This window comes from Microbacterium proteolyticum (assembly GCF_014192415.1).
Classification (GTDB): Bacteria; Actinomycetota; Actinomycetes; order Actinomycetales; family Microbacteriaceae; genus Microbacterium; species Microbacterium proteolyticum.
Genome location: NZ_JACHXY010000001.1, coordinates 1,140,716 through 1,162,134 on the forward strand (window position 1 = coordinate 1,140,716; position 21,419 = coordinate 1,162,134).

The following is a 21,419-nucleotide window of genomic DNA, read 5'->3' on the forward strand; positions in this document are numbered from 1 at the left end:
ACGACGCCGAGCGAAGCACCGTCGATCGCACGACGCCGCGCGAGGTGCCACCTGCCTCACCGGGGCACCGTCGATCGCACGACGCCGCCCGAGGTGCCGCCGACCTGCCGCGCCGGGCCGACGACCGGACCGGACACGCGCGGTGCGCGCGCCGTGTGTCCAATTCGCGTCGTATTCCCCCGAATTGCCTTCAATGAAACGGTCTCCGCATTGGCGTGCGACATAATTATGGGAAGTTCCGGCCCGTTCTGCCAGATCCGACTGCGTGTCATTCGATGCGTATACGAATCATCGAATCGACAGGAGTCGCACACGTGGGGATACGCGAATACGGACGCCTGATTCGCAAAGGCTGGCTGACCATCTCGATCTTCGTCGCCGTGGGGTTGGCGGCGGCCGCAGCGGTCACGGTCACCGCCGTTCCGGAGTATCGGGCTCAGACCACCGTGCTCGTGTCGCTGAGCACCGTCTCGAGTCAGTCGAGCACCGACGTGGGGGCCTCGTTCACCAGCGCGGCGGCGCGCGTCCCCTCGTACGTCGCCCTCACCACCTCTGCCTCCGTGCTCGAGCCCGTGATCGCCGAACTCGACCTCGACATGACCGTGAGCGAGCTCGCGGCCGAGATCACCGCCGCGCCCATGCCGAACACGGCCATCATGACCATCGACGTCGTGGACGCCGACGGACAACGCGCAGCGCAGATCGCCGACACCGTGGCGACCAGCCTCACCGAGTACGTCCGTGAGCTCGAGGGCACCTCCGACGGCGGCCCCAGCCGCGTGAACCTGCGCCTTCTGGAGTCCACCCCGGTGCCGAACGCACCCCTCACCCCCGACCTGGGGGTCTACCTGCTCATCGGCGGCGCGACCGGACTCATCCTCGGCGTGGGCATCATCGCGCTCCGCCACCTGCGCGACGGCCGCATCCACTCGGCAGCCGACATCACCACCCACACCGACCTGACCGTCGTCGAATCGGTCCCGTACGACGCCACCCTGCGCAAGGGACCCACCCTGGTGGACGAGGACGGCCCCGCGGCCGAGTCGTTCCGGATGCTGCGGACGACCCTGCTGTACGGAACGCCCGCGGTGTCGCGCGTCCTGCTGGTGACCTCGCCCCGCGAGGGCGACGGTAAGAGCGTCGTCGTCGCCAACCTGGCGGCCTCGATGGCCCAGGTCGGCCGTTCCGTGCTGGTCATCGACGCGAACCTGCGTTCCCCGGTGATGGGCGACGTCTTCCGGACGCCCCGTGGCGCGCCCACCCTGGTCCACCTGCTGAACAGCGCGGCACTCCCCGACGGGGCCACCCTGGCACGCACCGCCGAGGGCGTGAGCGTGCTTCCGGCCGGCCGAACGGCGGCCAACCCGAGCAACCTCATCGGCACCGCCGCCATGGAACGCGTGCTGTCTCAGCTGGCGCGACGGTTCGACCACGTCCTCATCGACTCGCCCGCAGTGCTGACGGCCACCGACGCGGTGCTGCTGAGCAAGCTGGCCGATGCCACTCTGCTCGTGGCCGGCGTCGGCGTGTCGGGTGCGGCCGACATCTCCACGGCGACCGACCGGCTGCGCACGGTCCGCAGTGACGTGCTAGGCGCCGTCGTCTCCCGCGCCCCGAAGGCTTCGCCGGCTCCCGCGGCGCCCATCGTCCCCTTCGCCTGACGCGCCCGCGAGGGCACGGCGTCGGCGCGAAGGAGCGCCGTCGGGCGTCGCCGCCCCCGTCTCGGGGGCTGTCGGCATCGGCGTCGAGGGGCCGTCGACCCGCTCGATGGCACTGCGCGCCACCGGGCGGGAGGGCCCGCCGGCACGCGCGGCGACCACACCCATGCCGCAGAGGATCCACAGGGTGTACGCCACCGGGCCTTCTTGGAGCGTCGGGAGCACGGTGAAGCTGACGACCGAGGCGGCGATGACCGCCGCGGGGAGGAAGCCGTCGAGCGTGCGCGCACGCACGCCGCCCTGGAACAGGTACACCAACAGCACGCCGAACAACAGCATCACGAGAATGCCGGATTCGATGGCGAGGAGGAGGAAGAAGCTCTCCACCAAGATTGCGTCGCTCGAGTAATTCAGGGCGCGCGGCCCGACCATTCCCAATCCGTATCCGAACGGGTGGGTGATAAGGAACGGAATGTTCTCGAGAAGGCTGTCGCTATGTCCGATGAGTGACGGGTCGGCGATATGCGAGACGACCTTGTCGATGAAGAGGTACAGGGTGATGCCCGCGATACCGGCGGCGGCCATGATCGTCAGGAAAGCCCACGTCATCTCGGGACGCGCACGGAAGATCGCCCACGACACCAGGGCGGCCGCGAGCAGAGCGAGGCCGAGGTAGCCGCTGCGCGACTGCGTGAGGTAGATGGCCACGAGCGGCAGGACCGTCAGACCCGCCTTCAGCCACAGGGGCCAGCGCGGGCGCGTCCACAGCACGGCGAGCATCATCGTCGCCACCGCCGCGCTCTCGTTGGGAGCGGTGTAGGGACTGAACCCGCGCGGCACGATGCTGCCGGCGACGAAGAGGGAGGAGGGGAAGGGCTCGCCCTCGGGCACCGGGAAGACCCCGAGGGTGAACAGCCACTTCAACCCCTGGCTCCACGTCACGATCGTGGTGATCGCGGCGATCTGCGCGACCACGACGAAGACGGTCGCCAGGATCGGCACGTGGCGGCGATCGAGCACGGCCGGCGTGACGATGAGGGCCAGGAACGGCAGGAAATCGTTGCGCCACCCGTACGCCGCCTGGGTGAAGCTCGACGTCCACGCCCCGGAGACCAGTCCCAGCGAGACGATCATGAGCACGATCACGACGATGGGGACGGGCACGCGGCGGATCCGCCCCGTCAGGATCACCAGGATGAACAGGCCGAGGAGGAGGGCGTCCTTTATCGCGCCGAACGCCGTGGCCGCCGACCCCTGCAAGAACGCCGAGGTCACACCGTTGGCCGGCAGCACGAACGCCAGGAGCAGGATGCCGAGCCACAACACCCCCAGCCTCGACCAGCCGTGCGGCGCGATCGCCGACATGACGCGGGCGCCGAGCGCCGCCCGGCCCGCCTGCACGACTGTCGTGGCTGCGGTCACATCGTGCCGCCTCGACCGGTGAGGCGGCGCACGACGAGCAACGCGTCGGAGGGACGCGGCACGATCGTGCGGACCGGGGGGCGGATGGAGAGCAGCATCACGGTCAACGCTATGACGACACCGCTCGCGTTGGCGATCGCCGCGGCGTTGGCGCCGAAGATCGGGCCCAAACTGAACAGCAGAACGAGGCACGTGACGAGTCCCGAGCCCTGCGCGATCGTCAGGCGCACACCCAGGTTCTGCGCCGAGAGCACTTCACCGGCACTGACGGCCACGACGACGAACAGCGAGCCGAGGATGGCGAACATCACCGCCGGGAGGGCGTCGGTGAACGCCGCGCCGAAGAGCAGCGGAACGCCCCAGGGGGAGACGACCGCGAGGAAGATCGCCGAGGCCAGCCCGACCACGAACGCCGAGCGGATCGCCTCACCCGTCGCGCGGACGCGCGCTCGGCCGCTCGAGTGCGAGATGTCGGAGAAGACGGGTGCCGCGACCGCGTGGGCCAGGAAGACGGGAAGGGTCCCGATGGTCACCGCGACGGAGTACAGGCCCGCTTCGTGCGAGCCGATCAAGGGAAGCATCAAGACCTGGTCGAGCCGCTGGTACGCCGCGTCGGAGGCCTGCGCCCCGTAGAAGGTCGAGCTGCCGCGCAGCAACGGCCGCCACGGCACCGGCTCGGCGCGGTGGGTGCGATTGAGCATCGCGCCGAGGATGGCGGTCGCCGCCGATCCGATGACGTTCGCCCAGATGACGCCGGCGACGCTCATGGCATCCATCAACGCCAGGACCAGGATGCCGCCGACGTACACGATCGGCTGGGTCGCCTGCAGGAGGGCGACCGCCCCGAAGCGCCGTTGCGCGCCCACGACGCCGATGTCGATCATCCAGCACACCATCAGCGGCGTGCAGGCCAACGCCACGACGACCGCGACCGCGGCGCCGGTGTCGAATCCCGAGAACAGGGTGGACACGGCCAGCCACGCCAGCAGCCCCGCGGGGACCACCGTCAACAGGGCCAACCGACGAGCGGTGCGCACGGCTCCCATTCCCCCGTCTGCGAGGACGCGTCGGCGCACCTCGAACGGCATCCCGAATGCCAGCACGATCGGCACGAGATACATGGCGGCCAGAGCCGACGCCGTCTCGCCACGGCCGCTCGGGCCCAGCGCGTGCGCGATGAGCGGCGCGCTGATCAGCCCCAACGCCGCGACCGACAGCCGCGACCCGAGCATCGTCATCGGTGAATTGAACACCCGCATCACAGCGCTCACGGACGCCTCCTCGCCTCTGCGGTCGCGGCGATCATGTCGTGCAGCCGTCGGTCGAATCCGTCGAGGTCGAAGACATCGGTCTCGTCGCGGACGATCACGTGCAGGCAGTCCCGGAGGGGTGCGATCTCCACCCACACCCCCAGGGGCAGGTGCCGGTGCGCCGGCATGCCCCCGACGAAGGTGTCGGCCTCCACGCGCGGCATCAGCTCTTCGGTGACGGCGACCTCGGTCGTGGGCAGCGAGACGTGGATCTCGAAGGGGACCCGCGGGGTCGCCTCGCTCGAGCGCCGCGCCGCGCGGGGGTGTCGGACGGCGCTCTTCAGCGCGATCAGAGTGGTCGCGAGCAGCCAGGCGATCGGCACGCCCGACTTGTTCGCCGCCGAGATGCGCTCGGCCAGGGCCGTCGCGCTCCAGTCGTCGACGAGCAGGCGCCCCATCGGTACGGACGGGGAGAAGTTGCCTTCGGCATCGAACCCCTTCGCCACCCAACGGCGGGCGTCGACGGGCACCACGACGCGGAAGTCCACGTCCTCGCGCTCGCTCTCGCGGAGACAGCGCAGCACGAGGCTCGCCGTCTTCACCGAAAGGGGCGGCCGTGCCGGGCGGCGTCCGTCGACCGCCTTCTCGGGCGTCAGCGCGATCGTGCGCACCGAGTCGGGCGTCAGCACCATCGACACCATTCGTGTGCGCTCGGTCGACTGCGCTTTGGTCAGCGTCTCGGAGAGCTGGTATCCGGTCTCGGTCTCCGCGGTCAGCGATCGGAAGGTCTGCCGCGCCGAACGGATGCCGGCTACCCCGTGCAGACCGAACTTCTTCGTCGCCGCGCGCAGAGGCGCCTTCGCCCACGGCACGGCCGGTATCTCGTCCGCTCCCGGGGCGCCGAGCTTCTCCATGACCAGGCTCACGACGGCGGTGGCTCCGGTGCCGTCGAACAGGCTGTGCGGAAGTGCCAGGGCCAGCATCCCGTCGTTGACGAACAGGCGCACCGGCAGCTCACCGGACTCGAACACCGTGTCGAGAACGCGCGCAGCCAAGGACGCGCGGTCGAGGACCGTCCCCACCGTCTCCAGCGCATGCCCGCTGGCGGCGAGAGCCGTGGGCCGGTCGACATGCTTCCACCGTCGTCCACGGGTGCGCAGGCGCAACAGCGTCGTGCCGCGCGGGGAGCGCAGCACGTCTTTCAGCGCGGCGAGCGCCCTCTCGGGGGTGAGATCGACGAGGGGGCCGAGGACGTAGCAGATCGTGAGGTCGTCGTAGCCGAGGTTCCGCAACCCGGTCATGCGCGTCCCGCGCCGGCGAACACGGACCGCCGTTCGGAGATGGCGGCGAGCAGTGAACGCTCGTAGGCGGCGTGGACGGACTCCCACGAGTAGGCCGCCTCCGCGCGCCGCTGCGCCCACTCGGAGAGGGACTGCTGGCGGTCCGGATCGTCCATCAACGTCAGCACGGTCGCGGCGATGTCATGCGGGTCGGGGGTGACCAGCACTCCGGCGCCGTCGAGCACCTCCCGGTTGAACACGGTGTCGCGAGCCACGACCGGGGCGCCGCACGCCATGGCCTGCACGAGGGCAGGATTGGTGCCGCCCACGCTGTGCCCGTGGAAGTACGCACCGGCGTGCTGCCAGAGCGAGTGCAGACGGCGATCGTCGCTGACGTGGCCGAACCATCGCACGCGAGCGTTGGAACGGGTGAGTGCGGCGACGGCGTCGTCGATCGGACCGCCGTAGCCGGACGAACCGACGATGACGACGTCTCTCGTCTGCGCGATGCGGCGCGCGGCCTCGATGAACTCCGGCACCGTGTTCTCGGGCACGAACCGGGCCACCAGCAGTGCGTAGCCCCGGTGGCTGAGCCCGGGCTCGACCGGGTAGTCGGGCGGAACGTCACCGCCGTAGGGGATCACATCGCCGTCCCGGCCGAATTCCTCGCGCCAGCGGGTCTCGATCGAGCTCGCGTCGTAGACGATGCGGTCGGCGTAGCGGGCGGTCCAGACCGCCCCCTGATGGAACACCTTCTTCGCGGCAGGACCCCACTTGGCCCGGTCCCACTCGATGCCGTCGACGTTGACCACGGTGGGGACGCCTCGCTGTTTCAGCGACGGCAGCCAGAACCCGTTCGCGCAGTTCAGCACGAGAGCCACGTCGGGCTTCCTCCGTGCCGCATCCAGGCTCGCCGTCAATCCGTACGACAGCGTGCTGAGCGACTTCGTCTCCACCCCGCGGGTGATACGCCGGATCACCCGCGGGTCGAGGTCCGGATCATCGTCGACGGTCGTCCCCCGACGGCCGTAGACCGTGACGTCCCACCCCTGTTCGGCCAGGTAGGGAGCCAGACGGCGTACCGCCGTCTCGAAGCCTCCGTAGTAGCTCGGGTATCCCCGGGTCCCGATGATTGCGACAGACTTACTCAAGCCTTTATCCCCCCGATGAAAACGCACCACTGGTCTCTAGACTGCGACAGGAATGTCCCACGCGTCGACCCCCGGACAGGAAACGAAACGGCCGGGTCGCGTGCGAATGCGGCCACTCCACTCTCAGATGGCGTCGGCGCTCAATATATCGTCGGCGGACGGAATCTGCGCGACCGCTGTGTAACGAATACCACCACGCCGACGAGGAAGAAGCAGGCGAGGATGAGAACGGTCATAGCCGCGGGCCCCTGCGGTCCGCTCGGTCCGGATGGATCGAGGAATTCATAGACATACCGTCCGGTCACCGCACCGCGCACATTCGTGAAGATGAACCAGAGCACGGGGAAGGCCATCACGAGAAAGACGCCGCGGATAGTCGCGCGGTGCTCCGGCGGGAAGACGATCCACTCGATCACCGCCAGAGCGGGGATCACCACGTGCAGGAACACCGAGGTCGGATTCAGCTGGGCCGGGTCGGTGACCACGACGGGCCCGTAGATGCCCAGGAACAGCACCGACATACCGAGGAGCGTCGCGACGTTCGCACCGCGCATCAGCGCGATCCACGCGGCACGACGCGCGAGGACGTCCTGACCCCGCCCCCCGGCACGACCGGCGACCCGCCCGCCGCGACGCCAGGCGTGGGCGCCGGCGATCACGAAGGCGACGATCGAGAGGATGTTCGTCTGGGCCGTGACCGAGCTCAGGAAATCCGCGGTGGCCTCGAAACCGGACGCGGTCTGCGCGGTGCTCATGGCGATGCCCACGGTCACCGCTCCCGTCGCGGCGATCGCCCAGCGCAAGAAAGCGATGACTCGGTGGGATGCCAACTATTCTCCTGACGTGTATCGCGCGCCTTGCAGCGGACGGTTGCGTTCTCAGCGTTCGGTACAGTCTGTCTGACAAACCGAGATCGCCTTCGAGACAGGGGTTCTATGCCCGACGACAAATCACCGGGGCGCAGCCTCAAGGTGCTCTTCGATGGTAGTTGGTGGATTGACGGCCCTCTGGCTAATCGCGAAGTCCAGCGGGAGTTCATTCTCGCCTGGTTGCGAGAATTCCCCGATGACTCGGCAATTATCAGCGTTCCGAACAGCGACGTCGCCACGGTGCAGCGGGAGGTGGGACATTCCGCGCGCGTGATTGGAACCGGGATACGACCGCACGGGGTCGGTGTCATCCTGGGGCTGGCGCTCCGGGCGGCGCGCCTCCGGCCCGATGTCACCATCGCCCACAACTTCACGCCGCTGTACGGACGTTCGGCGGTGTTCGTGCACGATTTCCTGTTCCGCACCGATCCGCAATGGTTCACCCGTGCGGAACGGGCGTACTTCTCGCTGATGCCCGCCACGATCCGCCGCGCCGACGTCGTGCTCACCAGCACCGCATCGGAGGCGGAGCGCATCACGCGGACGTCGGCTGCGACCACGGCGACCGCGGTGGGCCTGGGGCTCAATCGCTCGTTCGAGAACGCGACGCCCCGCCGACCCACGGATCTGGGAGACGTCGACGGGTTCCTGCTCACCGTCGGCCGACTGAACGCCCGCAAGAACCTCGCCACCACCATCCGCGCCGCGCGGGAGTCTGGCGTCGCCACGCCGACGTTCCCTTTGCTGGTCGTGGGAGAGAAGTCGGGCCTGGGCGCGTCACTTCCCGACTCGGTGGAAGCCGCCCTCGCCGACGGTTCCGTGCGCCTGATGGGGCGCATCGACGTCGAGGAGCTGCGCTGGCTCTACGAGAACGCCGCTCTCTTCCTGTTCCTCACCCTCGACGAGGGATTCGGGATGCCGACCCTCGAGGCGCTGGCCACCGGCGCCCCGCTGCTGGCCAGCGACATCCCGGTGTTCCGCGAGATCCTGGGCGATCGCGCCACCTTCGTCGATCCGCGCGATGTCGCGGCGGTGACGGCAGCCCTCTCGACTCTGATGGCGGCGCCCCGACCGCCCGTCGACGCCTCGGCGGTGCTCGAGCACTACACGTGGGAGAACGCGGTGCATCGCATGCGCGCGGCGATCTTGGAGGGCGCGCGATGAGCCCAGGACCGGCTGTCTCGATCGTGATCGTCACCTACAACAGCCTCGGTGTGATCGGCTCGTGCCTCGATGCGCTCACCCGCGACGGCGCGCCCCCGGACCGGACCGAGGTGATCGTGGTCGACAATCTCTCGACCGACGACACCGTCGCCGTGCTGCGCGAACACCACCCGTGGGTCCGCGTGATCGAGAACGACTCCAACGCGGGGTTCTCACGGGCGGTCAACCTCGCCGCAGCTCACGCCTCGGGCCGCCACCTGCTGCTCCTCAACCCCGATGCGCGCATCTCGTCGGAGGGTGTCGCGCGCCTGTCACGGCTGCTGGACTCGGATCCGTCGATCGGCGCCGCCTCGCCCGTCCTCGAGAACGAAGGCGAGGAGGTCGTCATCCTCGCCGCCGGCCACGCTCCCACCATGACCCGGATGTTCCTGCATCAGTCGGGGCTGTCGCGCCTCGGCCGCCGCTGGAGCGCCCTCGAGGGTCACTACCTGTTCGCCGCCGACGTCCGCGAGGGCGTGCGCGACGTCGACTGGGTGAGCGGCGGATGCCTCATGGTGCCCCGGGAGGTGTGGCGCCGCGCAGGGGGCCTCACCGATCGGTGGTTCATGTACGCCGAGGACGTGGAGTTCTGCCTGCGCCTGCGCGCTGCGGGGCTTCGCGTGATCGTCGACGCCGGCGAGCGCGCGCACCACGCTCTGGGCGGGTCGTCCAGCGGCGTCGAGGGGTCGGTCAACACGGCGTGGATCGTGAATCTCTTCGACCTGTACGGGTGGCGGATGGCGCGCACGGGTCTGCAACAGCAGCTGTGGCGCGGGATCGTGCTGGCGGGGATGTACGGCCGGTTGTGGTGGTTCCGCGCGGCGGCTCGACGTCGCCATGACCCGGAGGCCGCCGCCGCGCAGATCCGCCGCTTCGGCATCTACGCGTCGGCACTGCGCCGCGCACCGCTCACTCGCGACCGGGAGGCCTTCTCCCGGTCGCTGTGAGTGCGCGACGCCTCCGACACCTCGCTCAGGTGAGGGTGAGGGGCAGGTTCGCGATCCTCGCGCGACCGTCCGCCGTGGTGAAGGTCAGGCGCACCGTGTAGGCGCCGGCGGGGGCGATGGCGTTGCTGGAGGTCCGTCCGTTCCACTGCAGCGTCTGCGCCCCGGCGCCGAACCGCTTTCCCGATGCCAGCGTCCGCACCACGGCGCCCGAGGAGTTCACGACATTGACCGTCGTCACGCTCGCCTCCCCCGAGACCCAGTCCACCGTCACCGTGCTCCCGCGCGTCGTGGTGGTGGGCGTCACCGCGGGCGAGGAGGTGAGGAAGGTCGGCGCCGAGGTGAGCGCCACCGACGCGCGTCCGTTCGCCACCGGCACCGGCGCCAGGCCGTTCTGCGTCCAGATCGCGGCCGACCCACCCGACACGGGTACCGACACCGACGCGGCCTTGTTCGTGTAGAGGGCTTGCACGGTGCCCGCCGAGGTCTGCAACACCGTGCCGTGCAGGTTGACGCCCGAATCGACGGTGAGGTCGTCGAACGAGATGTTCCCGGACGACACCCCCGAGGTGCTCTTGTAGACGAAGATGTCGGTGACTTTGATGGGGTAGTCCCAGACACCGTCTCCGTCGCCGCCCGAGCGGGTGTAGTTGGCGTTCAGTCCGTCGGAGAACAGGGTCATCTTCGTCCAGGCGGAGCCCACGGCGTTGCCCACGAGTCCTTGGAACGTCTCGCCGGTGGCATCCTTGATCTTCAGGTAGACCGGGCTGGCGCTGTTGTCGCCGCTCACCCATACCGAGACGGCGGTCGGCTGGCCCGAGATCGTCTTGTCGGTCTGGATCTGGGCTCCCCGCGATGAGCCCGAGAAGTCGTACGACAACTGCAGGGCGCCGCTACCGGCGTAGACCGTCGACGTGGTGCGCAGGGTCGCCGTGCCCCCGTTGATCCCGGAGGCGGCGTATCCGTTGGCGGATGCCATGTCGTCCACGCGCGTCGGAGTGCTCGTCGCGCTCACGCCGGCGCGACCGACCGCCGCACCGTCGGCCAGCACGGCACCGACCTCCTTCAGGGCGGTGTACGCCGGCTTCAGCCGGCCCGACTTCTCGGTGACCGCGTACGTGTCGAGGAAGGACTCGGGGTCGTTCCCGCCGACGAGGTTGTACCAGGCGATCCCCCGGATGCCGCGGGCCGCGGCATCCAGATAGATCCTCTTCAGATATGACGCCTGATCCGCCTCGCTCGTCGCCCCGGGGCACGTCGTGCACGTGGACCAGCTCACCTCGGTGATCCACAACCCGCGGCCGGGCGCGTTGCGGTTGAGGAACGCCTGCGCCGCGTCGAGGTACGTCGGGATCGCCCCGATCTCGGGTGCCCCGTCGACGGTGTACACGTGGATCGCGAGAGCGTCGTAGGAGTTGCCCGCCCCGGCGGCGTGGACGCCCTGCATGAAGGGGTCGCTGAACTGGTCCAGTCCGCCCACGAGCACCGTCGCGGTCGGGTCCACCGCCTTGATCGCGTCGTAGGTCGCCTTCAGCAGCGCGCCGTACTGCTGCGCGGTGGCACCACCACGCCAGTAGTACTCGGTGTTCGGCTCGTTCCACACCTCCCACACGCGCACGCGGTCCTTGTACCGGGCCACCGTCGCCGCCGCGTACGCGGCGAAGTCGGCGTTGTCCGCGGGCGGGTAGTACTGCGCGTCGGCCGCCGGGGTGCCCGCCGGCGCCGAGGACGCCCAGGGAGCGGAGTACACGAGCTTGCCAATCATGTCGACGTTGCGCGCCCGGCTGATGGCCACCGCCTGATCGAACTTCGCCCAGTCGTAATACCCCTTGCGCGGCTCCACCCGCTTCCACTCGAACTCCTCCCGCGCCCAGCGCACCGAGGCGTCCTCGAGCAGGGCCGCCTGACGATCGGCCTCGGCCGGGGCGTCCTGCTCGGTGAGGAAGCTGTTTATGCCGCTGATCGACGACGGCGAGGCGACGCTCGGTCGGGCCGAGATACCGGTGAGGTAGGGCTGGGCCGCCTGCACCGTGGACGTGAGCGTCCCGTCGGGGGTGGTGTCCCAGGCGAGGCGACCGGAGACGCTTCCCGTCATGCCGACGCCGGCGTCATCGGTGCCGTCCCACGTCACCTTCACTTCCCCCGATGCCGCCGCGGTGCCCGCGACCGTGCGGGTGCGCCCGCTGTTGTCGTGGAGCGTGAGGGCGTAGTCGCCGGGGGCGCCGGCGGTGAACGAGACCGTCGTGCTTCCGGCGTTGGCGCGAGAGAACCGCGCCGTGCTGGAGGTCGGCAGCGTCCAGTTCTGATCGATGACCCGGAGGTTGTCCAGCACCGCCGTTCCCGTGGCCGGCGCGGCCGATCCGTTGCGCACCACGATGACCCGCACGAGAGCCACCGGATAGTCCAGGATGCCGTCGTCGTTGCCGAGATGCGTGGTGGCCGCCGGTTCGCCGAGATCGATCGTGGCGGTGGTCCAACGCGAGAGGCCCATCGCGCCGACGCGGTAGAAGAACATCTCCCCGGTCGCATCGCGCAGCTTCAGGTAGACCGTGTTCCAGCTGCCGTCGCCCAGCAGATCGGCCTTCAACGCCGAGGCGGGGGAGGTCAGCAACGCCTCCGGCGTGGTCGTGGTCTCGATCTCGGCGTCCGCAGACGACACGTCGTAGGCGATCCCGAGAGCTCCCGATCCCTGGGTCGCCCTCGTCGACGTACTCGGGGTCACGGTGCCGCTGGCCGAGATCCACTCCTCACCCGCGGTCTCGAAGCCGTCGGCGACGGTCGCGTCGGTGTCGATGTGGGCGAGGGTGAGCAGCAGGGGGATGCCGCTGCGCGACGCCGTGGATGCCACCGTCGACGCCGGCGCGGCGTCGTCGTGCGCGAAGGTGGCACGCACGTCTCCGCGCATCGGGGTGCCGGCGTCATCGGTTCCGTTCCAGGCCACCGAGACGGTGCCGGCCGCCTGGGCGGAGCCCGTGAGGGTCTTGGTGCGACCCTCCTGGTCCGTCAGGAGGATGCTCCAGTTGCCTCGGCCCGCGGCCGAGAACGACAGCGAGGTGGCGGGCGAGGTCGGGGTGTAGAACGACGTCGCCGCCTGCGGCAGGGTCCACCCCGTCGACAGCGTCCGCACGTTGTCGAGCACGACCGAGCCGGTGGCCGGCTGGTTTCCGTTGCGCACGACGATGAACCCCGACAGCTGCACCGGCAGATCGAGGACCTTGTCGCCGTTGCCGCCCTCGATCAGGGCCGCGGGAGCGGTCAGGTCGACATCGATGGTGGTCCACGCCGTCGTGCGCATGGCGTCGAGGCGGTAGGTGAACACCTCTTCGGCGGCATCCCGGACTCGCACGTAGACCGTGTTGTACGAGCCGTCTCCGCGCATGTCGACCCGCAAGCCCGTCGCGGGCTGCGCGACGACGGTCGCCGGGGTGTTCCGCACGGTTTCGACGAGACCGGACGACACGTCGTAGTCGATGCGCTGGGCGAAGGCGCCCTGGGTCTTGGGCGAGCTCACCCGCGAGATGGATGCCGTCCCCATGGCGACGCGCCAGGTCGACGCGGCCGCCTCGAAGTCCTCGGAGGTCTGCGCCGTCGCGGTCGGAGCCGCCGCGACGGTCAGCAGGGTGGGCGTACCCGCTCGCGCCGGCGTCGCCGACCACTCCGCGTCGGGGGAGGAGTCGTGCTGGAGCGTGCTGCGGATCGGGCCCTCCATCTCGACGCCCTCGCCCGCCTTGCCGTCCCACGCCACCGTGACGTCGCCGGGTTCGTCGGCCCGGCCGGGGATGCGTCGCTCGCGTCCCTCCTGGTCGCGCAGCTCGATGAGCCAGTTGCCGGCCGATGCGGCGTCGAAGTCGAGGGTCGCCGTCTCTCCGGACTCGGGAGTGAGGAAGTCGACGTCCGATTGCGGCATGCTCCAGCCGCTGCGGACGACGCGAAGGTTGTCGAGCAGGAGCGACCCGGTCGCCGGCTGCTCGCCGTTTCGCACGACGAAGAATCCGGCGAGGGTGAGGGGCATGTCGGGAACCCTGTCGCCGTTGCCCCCCTCGACCAGTGCCGGCTCCTGCGTCATGTCCACCGCCACCGTCCGCCACACCGCATCGCGCATGGCGTCGACGCGGTACGTGAAGGCCTCGCCGGTGGCATCGGCGACCCGCACGTAGACGGTGTTGTACGTGCTGTCGCCGCGCATGTCGACCTTCAACGCGAGCACCGGGGAGTCCGAGACGTCGAGGGGGGCGCTGCGCACGACGCTCACCATGCCCTGACCGAGGTCGTAGTCGATGCTCAGTGCATCATCGCCCTGCGTCCGCCGCACGTCGCCGGATGCGGCCACCCCGGCGCGGTCGACGCTCGCGGATCCGGTCGACACGCTCCACCCGTCGCCGCCCGACTCGAAGCCCTCGATCAGCGAGGTCGCACTGTCGTCGTCGGCTTCGGCCACGGTCAGCAGTGTCGGGACACCCACCGTGAGCGCGGCGCCGACCACCCCATTCGCGGAGGCCGCGTGACGGAAGACTCCACGCACCTGACCGGTCATCGTCTGGTCGGCGTCGTCGCGCCCGTCCCACGGTGTCCGCACCGTCCCGGCACCGTCGGTGGCACCGGCGAGGGTCCGCGTCCGCCCGCCCTCGTCGATGAGGCGCAGCTCCCACTCGCCGGGCCCGGCCGCGTCGAACGACACCTCGGCGTCGGCACCCGCGCGCGGGTCGAAGAACGAGGGGGATGCCACGGGCAGACCCCACCCGGTCGTGACGGCGCGCAGGTCGTCGATCACGAAGGTGCCCGTCGGCGGTTGCGCGCCGTTTCGTACCACGAGCATCCCTGCCACCGTCAGCGGAGTGTCGAGCACACCGTCGGCGTTACCACCCTCCCGCGCGACGGGGGTGCCGGTGAGGTCGACGGTGAGGGTCTGGAACACCGAATCGCGCATCGCGTCCACGCGGTAGACGAAGGTCTCTCCACTCGCGTCGCGCACACGCAGGTACACGGTGTTGTACGTGCCGTCGCCCTTCATATCGAGGGTGAGGGCGGTCGTGGAGGGCGGGATGGACGGCGCCGAGGCCGCCGGATAGGCCACCTCGCTCATGCCGTCGGTGACGTCGTAGGCGACCGCGAGTGCCGCCTCGCCCTCGGTCGCGTCGGTCGATCGAGACGGGGTGGCCGACCCCGTGATCGTCGAGACGCGGGGCGCGGCGTCATCGAAGGTGTCGACGGACACACCGGACTCGGCCGCGGCTGCGGCCGTCGGAACGCCGACCGTGCCGGTGAGGACCATCAGCATGACGAGCGCCGCCGACACCGACGGCGCACCCGCTGCGCGTGCGAGCTGTGCCGGCGTGCGACGGGGTGCCTCGCGATGGCCGGCGCCCTCGCGGTCCCGCCCTCGTTCTGCACTGCGCGAAGCGACTCCGCGCATGCTGTTGCGCCACGGCTGCTGCCTCATGTCCAGCTCCATTCGCCACACCCCGGTACCCCGTATACGGCACAAAATATTGCGTGGGAAGCGCGCAGACAAGCCATTCCAAAGGTGAAGACGACGGCCAATGTTTGCGCTACCATTTCTGTCTTATCGTGCGCATTTCGGGCCGGTCGAGTCGTATCCTGCTCTCTTTCACGGCTCATTCGAATGATCGTCGAGCTCGTTTCATCCCCCGCCTCGCCCTGCCGATCGACCCGCATCACGCGCGAGGGCGGGGAGGACGACGCCGGACATGCCCGCACCGGACCGGCCGGGCCGCGCGCGCATTCTCGACGGAGACGTTCATCGGGTGTCACACGGTGACGGCATTCATCGCGAAAAAGAGGCCGGGTGCGACGACCTTAGAATCGTCGACATGACCCGCCGCGCGCGCAGGAATGAGCCACCCCGCCCCGCGGCGGGGGAGCATTCGCGGCGCGCGCTACGCAGCCGGGCCGAAGCGGAAGCCGCGCAGAACGCGCGACGCCCGTGGTATCGCCGACCGTCTCGCATCGCCGCGGTGATCGTCGGGGCGGTCGTCGCCGTCGCGGGCGTCCTGGCCGTGACGCTGACCGCGCAGGCCGCGAGCGTCCGTGACGATCTCCGCTCGGCTCACGAGCTGATCGCCTCCCTGCAGTCCGCCATGGTGACCGGTGACGCCGACGCGCTGCAATCCGCGGCCGACGAGGCGTCGGAGCGCGTGTCGCGGGCGAGCCAGACGGTGCGGGGCCCCCTGTGGGAGGCGGGGTCGGTCATTCCGGCGGTGGGAGCGAATCTGAGGGCGATCACCGATCTGACCGCGGCGGTGCAGACTCTCGCGAATGACGCCCTCCCCCCGGGGTCGGTCATCCTGTCGGAGCTCAGCATCGACAACATCGCGCTCGCCGACGGTGGTGTCGACCTGCAGCCGTTCCGGGAGTCGCAGGCCTCGATCCCGCTCGTGGCGGCGGCGTTCGCCGACGCGCGCGGGCAGACCGACGCCATCGACGTCTCCGACCTGCTGCCGCCCGTCGCCGACTCCGTCTCCGAAGTACGTGCCTTCATGGATGACGCGACCGTCCTTCTCGACGTCGCGCAGAAGTACCTGCCGACACTCCTCGACGTCGCGGGCGGTCGATCCCCCCAGACGTATCTGGTGCTCTTCCAGAACAATGCGGAGGTGCGTGCCACCGGCGGCAATCCGGCCGCCAGCCTCATCGTCCGCGCCGACCAGGGCCGGGTGGAGATCCTCGACCGGGCGAACTCGCTCACGTTCGATGCGGCCGGAGACGCCGGGCGGCCGTTCGCCGACCTGGCGCCCGAGACGTCGGCGCTGTACCCGTCGACGTTCGCGCTGTACTCGCAGGACTTCACGATGACCCCGGATTTCCCCACCACGGTCCGACTGTTCCAAGAGCTCTGGCGGCAGACCAGTGGCGAGGAGTTCGACGGGGTCATCTCGATCGATCCGGTGGTGCTGTCGCACATGCTCGCCGTCACCGGGCCGGTCACCTACGGCGACCTCGAACTCACGGCGGACAACGCCGTCCAGGTGCTGCTCAGCGACGCCTACGAGAGATTCCCCACCGGCGAGGAGTCCGACGCGTTCTTCACGGCGATCTCGCAAGGGTTCTTCCAGTACCTCACGACCTCCCGGTGGGACCCCACCCAGATGCTCGGCGCCTTGCAGGTGTCCGCGACGGAGCAGAGACTGCTGATGAACTTCCGCGACGAGGGGGCGCAGGCCCTCTCGAAGGAGTTCGGTCTGGACGGCTCGCTACGGACGGACAACGTCGAATCGACGCAGCTCGGCACGTATCTGAACGACTACTCGGTGGGCAAACTCGAGTACCACCTCCGGCAGAGGGTCGACGCCTCGTGCGACGCCGCAGCGCGCACCGTCACGACCACCACCACGCTGGCGAACGAGATCCCGTCGAGTATTCAGAGCACGTACACGCTGGGAGCGCGCAACCCGCGGTTCGGATACCCGCGCACAGCGATGATGATCGACGTCCTCTTCTTCGCCCCTCCCGGCGCCCGGATCGTCTCGACCGAACCGGCCGTCGGCGATGTCGCCGAGTTCGACCGGGCGGGCAGCCAGAGCGGCAACAGCGCGCTGAGCCGGCTCGTCGTGATACCGCAGGGCGAGTCGCGCACGGTCTCGTCGACGATCCGTCTGCCCGACGGTGTCCTGGGCCCGCTCGACCTGCGCCACACCCCCCTCACCTCGCCCACGACCGTCACGATCGACGCATCGTGCGACGAGCTGTTCGGCCCGGACGCAGCGATCCCCGGCTGAGCGGCCGTCGCGCGCCGGCGCGACAGGGCGCGTCAGAGTCCGGACCCGGCCAGCGATCCCACCGTCTGCTCGGCGTTCGGGTCGAAGAGCAGGCAGAAGATCTCGCGGTCTCCGACCGCCCAGGTCTGCTCCGTCGGCCCCACGTAGTAGTAGTCGAGCCGGGAATCCTGGTAGGACACCCCCACGTACCCGCCGTACGCCGCCTCGCACCCCTGCAGAGCCGCCGTCTCGATCGCCGCGTCACCCGGGTAGGCGCCGTCGGCCACGTCGAATCCGCCGAAGGCCTCGTACGAGTGCGGCTGCGCGCAGTCCACGACGTTGTCGGCCGCGACGAACCCGCCGGGCAGATCGTCGAGGCACGAACCGACGACGAGAGCCGACGGATCGAACGGCGCCTGCTCGTCGGGCGCGACGGTCACGCCGCCCTCCTCCGGGGGCGCGTACGGGTCGACGGACCCGCCTGCGACCGTCAAGGCCGAGAACACCAGTGTGCCGATGACGACGGTCGAGATGAAGAGGGTCAGCACGCCTCCCGCCACGATGCCGCCGAGGGCGAGACCGCGGCCCTTCTCGCCGGTGCGCTTGATCTGCGACAGCGCGACGGCGCCCGTCACGATGCCGGCCACGGGGACCACGAAGCCCAGCACGAGGGCGACGATGGCGACGACGTTCGTGCGGCTCGCCCCGGGCGCGCCGGGAGCCGACGGCGCGTCGACCCCCGGGCCGCCGGGATACCCCACCATGTCGGGAGACCCTGTGGACAGCGGCGCGGCCGGTATCGGTGCGAGTGAGCCGGCTGCGGGAGCGGCGATGGCGAGCACGCCCTGCTGCGCCAAGCGTGCCCCGACGAGCCGCGCGGCCTCGCCCGCCGCCGCGTCGCCGGTGGGCGCAGCGGGATCGGCGGCGTCGTCCGAGGGTGCGAAGACCGCGAGCGTCCCCTCCGGCACCTCCGACAGGCGCACGTCGAATCGGTCGGGGACGACGTCGCCGTCGTCCGTCGCGATCCGCGACGCGACCAGAGCGTCGGAGGAGGCGGCGACCTCGAAGCCCTGATCGGTGAGGGCTGCGGCGACGGCATCGCGCGCCGGATCCGCGGGGAGGGAGAGTCGCAGTTCGGCGGCCGCCATGGGTGCTCCCGAGGTCACTCGCCGCGGGCTCGCGGCGTTTGCTCATCCGCCACGGGCTCGCAGCGTCGATCCAGGTTAGCCCGCGGGTCGCGGCGACACCCTCGGGCTCAGCGGATACGGCCGGCCAGGTCGTCGCGCGTCAGGGTATCGGCCGCAGCGAGCACCTCGCGCGCGGCGTCCCGGGCGTCTTCGACGTTCCACAGCAGCACGCCCACCACGCGGCCGTCGTCGAGGTAGAAGACGACACCGCGCTCGCTGTCGATCCAGTCCTCGACGGTTTCGAGCGACGAGTCGAGCGTGCCCACCGCCTCGTAGCGGATGCCGAAGACCGCCGAGTAGTAGTAGGGCGTGTACGTGTACGGTTCGGCGGCCCCCGCGAGGTTGCGGCCCGCGGCCCTGCCCTGCTCGTTGGCGTTGTCGACGTGCTCGACGCGACGACGCCCGAGGAGGCGGTCGGGGTAGCTGGCGACATCCCCCGCGGCGTACACGTCGTCAGCGGAGGTCCTCAGTTGCGCGTCGACGTGCACCCCGTCGTCGACACGGAGTCCGGCGCTCTCCGCCAGCTCGGTGGCCACCTCGATGCCGAGGCCGCTCACGACGGCATCCGCGCGCACCTCGTCGCCGTTCTCGAGTTCGAGGCGGGCGCCATCGGCATCCGCCTCTCCGCCGGAAACCTTGGAACCGGCGACGATCTCGACGCCCGCGTCACGGAAGAGCTTCTCGAAGCGCTCGGCGAGAGCGGCGGGGAAGACGGCGTCGCCGAGAACGGCACCCGTGTGGACGAGCACGGTGTCGACGCCGTTCTGCACGAGCGCGGCGGCGAGCTCGGAGCCGATGTACCCGCCGCCGACGACGACGATGCGATCGAGCTCTCCGGCGAGGGCGCGCAGGCGCCGGTAGTCCTCGGCGGTGCGGAAGGTCAGGGCGCGCTCGCCGTGGGAGCGATCGTCGACGGGCAGGGCGACGGGCGTGCCTCCGGTGGCGATCAGGAGCTTGGCGTACGAGAACGTCCCGCCCTCGGCGTCCACTTCGTGCGCGTCGGGGCGGATCGCCGTCGCGTGGGTGCGCAGCCGGATGTCGGCGCCGGTGTCGTCCGCCGTCCCCAGCGGCACCTTCTCCCAGGTGAACTCGTCGTCGGTCCACAGCTTCTTGCTGAGGGCGGGGCGCGTATAGGGCTCGTCGACGTCGTCGCTCAGGATGCCGATCGTCCCGTCGGCGTCGATCTCGCGGATGCCGCGGGCGGCGGTGTCGGCGACCATTCCGCCGCCGACGATGAGGTAATCGAAGTGTGTCGTCGTCATGCCGTCAGCATCGCCGCCGCACCTGACCGGATCGGACGCCTTGCAAGGCTGCGCGGCATCCGGTAGCCCCCCGCACAAAACCCAGCCGAGTGTCCAAGACACGCCGCCCCCGCCCCACGCACCCGGCGTGTCCTGGACACTCGACGGGCGGGGTGGGCGCCGGCCGCGTGTCGACGGGGCTGAGTAGGCTCGACCCATGAGCGTCGACCTCGAGAGCCTGTACACCGACCTGCACGCCCACCCGGAGCTGTCGTTCCAGGAAACGCGCACGGCCGGGGTCATCGCCCGGCACCTGGCCGAGCTGGGGCTCCCCGTCGAAGAGGGTGTCGGTCGTACGGGCGTGGTCACCCGGATCGACAACGGCGAGGGTCCCGTCGTGTGGCTGCGCGCCGACATGGACGGCCTCCCCGTCGAAGAGCAGACCGGCCTCGCCTACGCCAGCACCGCGCGCGGCACCGATCCCGCCGGCAACGCGGTGCCCGTCATGCACGCGTGCGGTCATGACATGCACGTGACCGCCCTCATCGGCGCGCTCGAGCGCCTCGTCGCGACGCGCGAACAGTGGTCGGGCACGATCGTGGCCGTGTTCCAGCCCGCGGAGGAGTACGGCGCGGGCTCGCAGGCGATGATCGCCGACGGCGTGCTCACCCGCTACCCGACGCCCGACATCGTGCTCGGCCAGCACGTCACGCCGCTTCCCGCCGGTGTCATCGGCGTGCGCCCGGGCACCCAGATGGCGGCATCCGACGGGCTCACCGTCGTACTGCACGGCCGGGGCGGCCACGGCTCGCGCCCGCACTCGACCATCGACCCCGTCGTCATGGCCGCGGCCACCGTCATGCGCCTGCAGACCGTCGTCTCGCGAGAGGTCGACCCGCGCGATGTCGCCGTCGTCACCGTCGGCTCCATCCACGCGGGGTTGAAGAACAACATCATCCCGGCCGAGGCGAAGCTCGAGCTCAGCCTGCGCTACCCCGACGATGCCGCGCGCAGCCGCGTGATGACCAAGGTCGAGCGCATCATCCGAGCGGAGGCTGCGGCATCCGGAGCCGAGCAGGAACCCACGATCAGCACCGATCACACCCTGCCGCCGACGATCAACGACCCGGATGCCACCGCCCGTCTGACCACGGCGTTCCGGCGCTCGTTCGGTGAGGCCTCGGTCGTCGACCCGGGCATGTTCACCGGCAGCGAGGACGTGTCGTGGTTCGCCCGCGAGTCGGGCGCTCCGCTGGTGTTCTGGTTCTGGGGCGGCGTGGACCCGCAGGCGTTCGCGGATGCCATGGCCGCCGGCACGATGGAGCGTGACATCCCGACGAACCACTCGCCGTTCTTCGCGCCCGTCATGCAGCCGACCATCGACCGGGGGGTCGAGAACCTCGTCGTGGCCGCGCGGGAGTTCCTCGGCTGATCCGCCGCGTCCCGCTGACGCGTCAGGCCCCCGCCGGGGCGCCGCAGACACGTCAGCGGAGCGCGAG

13 protein-coding genes are annotated in these 21,419 nt (G+C 70.1%); 5 read left to right on the forward strand and 8 right to left on the reverse strand.

Annotated elements, in window-relative coordinates; genetic code table 11:
- The first annotated feature begins 314 nt into the window (after positions 1–314).
- Positions 315–1,661 carry a polysaccharide biosynthesis tyrosine autokinase gene (locus FHS07_RS05295; protein WP_183418802.1) on the forward strand — a complete coding sequence of 449 codons (1,347 nt, stop codon included), beginning with the start codon at positions 315–317 and terminating at the stop codon, positions 1,659–1,661.
- Here the strand turns inward: FHS07_RS05295 and FHS07_RS05300 are convergent.
- The 5 genes from FHS07_RS05300 to FHS07_RS05320 form a co-directional block, all read right to left on the reverse strand.
- A complete protein-coding gene (locus FHS07_RS05300) occupies positions 1,590–3,080 on the reverse strand; it encodes an O-antigen ligase family protein (protein ID WP_183418803.1) in 1,491 nt (496 codons plus the stop codon). The two genes, FHS07_RS05295 and FHS07_RS05300, sit on opposite strands and share 72 nt — an antisense overlap.
- Positions 3,077–4,351 carry a lipopolysaccharide biosynthesis protein gene (locus tag FHS07_RS05305; protein WP_183418804.1) on the reverse strand — a complete coding sequence of 425 codons (1,275 nt, stop codon included), beginning with the start codon at positions 4,349–4,351 and terminating at the stop codon, positions 3,077–3,079. The genes FHS07_RS05300 and FHS07_RS05305 overlap by 4 nt, the downstream gene beginning before the upstream one ends.
- Positions 4,348–5,631 carry a hypothetical protein gene (locus tag FHS07_RS05310; protein ID WP_183418805.1) on the reverse strand — a complete coding sequence of 428 codons (1,284 nt, stop codon included), beginning with the start codon at positions 5,629–5,631 and terminating at the stop codon, positions 4,348–4,350. The genes FHS07_RS05305 and FHS07_RS05310 overlap by 4 nt, the downstream gene beginning before the upstream one ends.
- Positions 5,628–6,761: a glycosyltransferase gene (locus tag FHS07_RS05315; protein WP_183418806.1), complete on the reverse strand. Its 1,134-nt coding sequence runs from the start codon at positions 6,759–6,761 to the stop codon at positions 5,628–5,630. Before FHS07_RS05315 ends, FHS07_RS05310 begins: the two co-directional genes overlap by 4 nt.
- A 140-nt stretch (positions 6,762–6,901) precedes the next feature.
- Positions 6,902–7,591: a Pr6Pr family membrane protein gene (locus FHS07_RS05320; RefSeq protein WP_183418807.1), complete on the reverse strand. Its 690-nt coding sequence runs from the start codon at positions 7,589–7,591 to the stop codon at positions 6,902–6,904.
- Positions 7,592–7,696: 105 nt separating this feature from the next.
- Between FHS07_RS05320 and FHS07_RS05325 the strand changes: the two genes are divergently transcribed.
- Positions 7,697–8,794, forward strand: a complete 1,098-nt coding sequence (locus FHS07_RS05325; protein ID WP_183418808.1) for a glycosyltransferase family 4 protein — start codon at positions 7,697–7,699, stop codon at positions 8,792–8,794.
- Positions 8,791–9,780, forward strand: coding sequence for a glycosyltransferase family 2 protein (locus FHS07_RS05330; protein WP_183418809.1), 990 nt, complete (start codon positions 8,791–8,793; stop codon positions 9,778–9,780). The genes FHS07_RS05325 and FHS07_RS05330 overlap by 4 nt, the downstream gene beginning before the upstream one ends.
- Positions 9,781–9,805: 25 nt before the next feature.
- Here FHS07_RS05330 and FHS07_RS05335 read toward each other — a convergent pair whose 3' ends face one another.
- Positions 9,806–15,217: a FlgD immunoglobulin-like domain containing protein gene (locus FHS07_RS05335; RefSeq protein ID WP_183418810.1), complete on the reverse strand. Its 5,412-nt coding sequence runs from the start codon at positions 15,215–15,217 to the stop codon at positions 9,806–9,808.
- Between the two features lie 391 nt (positions 15,218–15,608).
- Here FHS07_RS05335 and FHS07_RS05340 point away from each other — a divergent pair, with 391 nt between their 5' ends.
- The gene (locus tag FHS07_RS05340) at positions 15,609–17,513 is read left to right on the forward strand and encodes a DUF4012 domain-containing protein (protein ID WP_183418811.1); all 1,905 of its coding nucleotides are present in this window, start codon (positions 15,609–15,611) and stop codon (positions 17,511–17,513) included.
- A 32-nt stretch (positions 17,514–17,545) separates the two neighbouring features.
- On the opposite strand, the gene FHS07_RS05345 is transcribed toward FHS07_RS05340, so the two are convergent.
- Together FHS07_RS05345 and FHS07_RS05350 are read right to left on the reverse strand one after the other, a co-directional pair.
- On the reverse strand, positions 17,546–18,640 hold the full coding sequence (locus FHS07_RS05345; protein ID WP_183418812.1) for a DUF4190 domain-containing protein: 1,095 nt from the start codon (positions 18,638–18,640) through the stop codon (positions 17,546–17,548).
- Positions 18,641–18,747: 107 nt separating this feature from the next.
- Positions 18,748–19,941, reverse strand: coding sequence for an NAD(P)/FAD-dependent oxidoreductase (locus FHS07_RS05350; protein WP_183418813.1), 1,194 nt, complete (start codon positions 19,939–19,941; stop codon positions 18,748–18,750).
- Positions 19,942–20,137: 196 nt separating this feature from the next.
- On the opposite strand from FHS07_RS05350, the gene FHS07_RS05355 reads away from it, so the two are divergent.
- Positions 20,138–21,352 carry an amidohydrolase gene (locus FHS07_RS05355; RefSeq protein WP_183418814.1) on the forward strand — a complete coding sequence of 405 codons (1,215 nt, stop codon included), beginning with the start codon at positions 20,138–20,140 and terminating at the stop codon, positions 21,350–21,352.
- The last annotated feature ends 67 nt before the right edge of the window (positions 21,353–21,419 follow it).

Coding starts and splice junctions, on each gene's coding strand:
- FHS07_RS05310 (WP_183418805.1), bottom strand. CDS start 5,631: ATGACCGGGTTGCGGAACCTCGGCTACGACGACCTCACGATCTGCTAC.
- FHS07_RS05325 (WP_183418808.1), top strand. CDS start 7,697: ATGCCCGACGACAAATCACCGGGGCGCAGCCTCAAGGTGCTCTTCGAT.
- FHS07_RS05330 (WP_183418809.1), top strand. CDS start 8,791: ATGAGCCCAGGACCGGCTGTCTCGATCGTGATCGTCACCTACAACAGC.
- FHS07_RS05335 (WP_183418810.1), bottom strand. CDS start 15,217: ATGAGGCAGCAGCCGTGGCGCAACAGCATGCGCGGAGTCGCTTCGCGC.
- FHS07_RS05340 (WP_183418811.1), top strand. CDS start 15,609: ATGACCCGCCGCGCGCGCAGGAATGAGCCACCCCGCCCCGCGGCGGGG.
- FHS07_RS05345 (WP_183418812.1), bottom strand. CDS start 18,640: ATGGCGGCCGCCGAACTGCGACTCTCCCTCCCCGCGGATCCGGCGCGC.
- FHS07_RS05350 (WP_183418813.1), bottom strand. CDS start 19,941: ATGACGACGACACACTTCGATTACCTCATCGTCGGCGGCGGAATGGTC.
- FHS07_RS05355 (WP_183418814.1), top strand. CDS start 20,138: ATGAGCGTCGACCTCGAGAGCCTGTACACCGACCTGCACGCCCACCCG.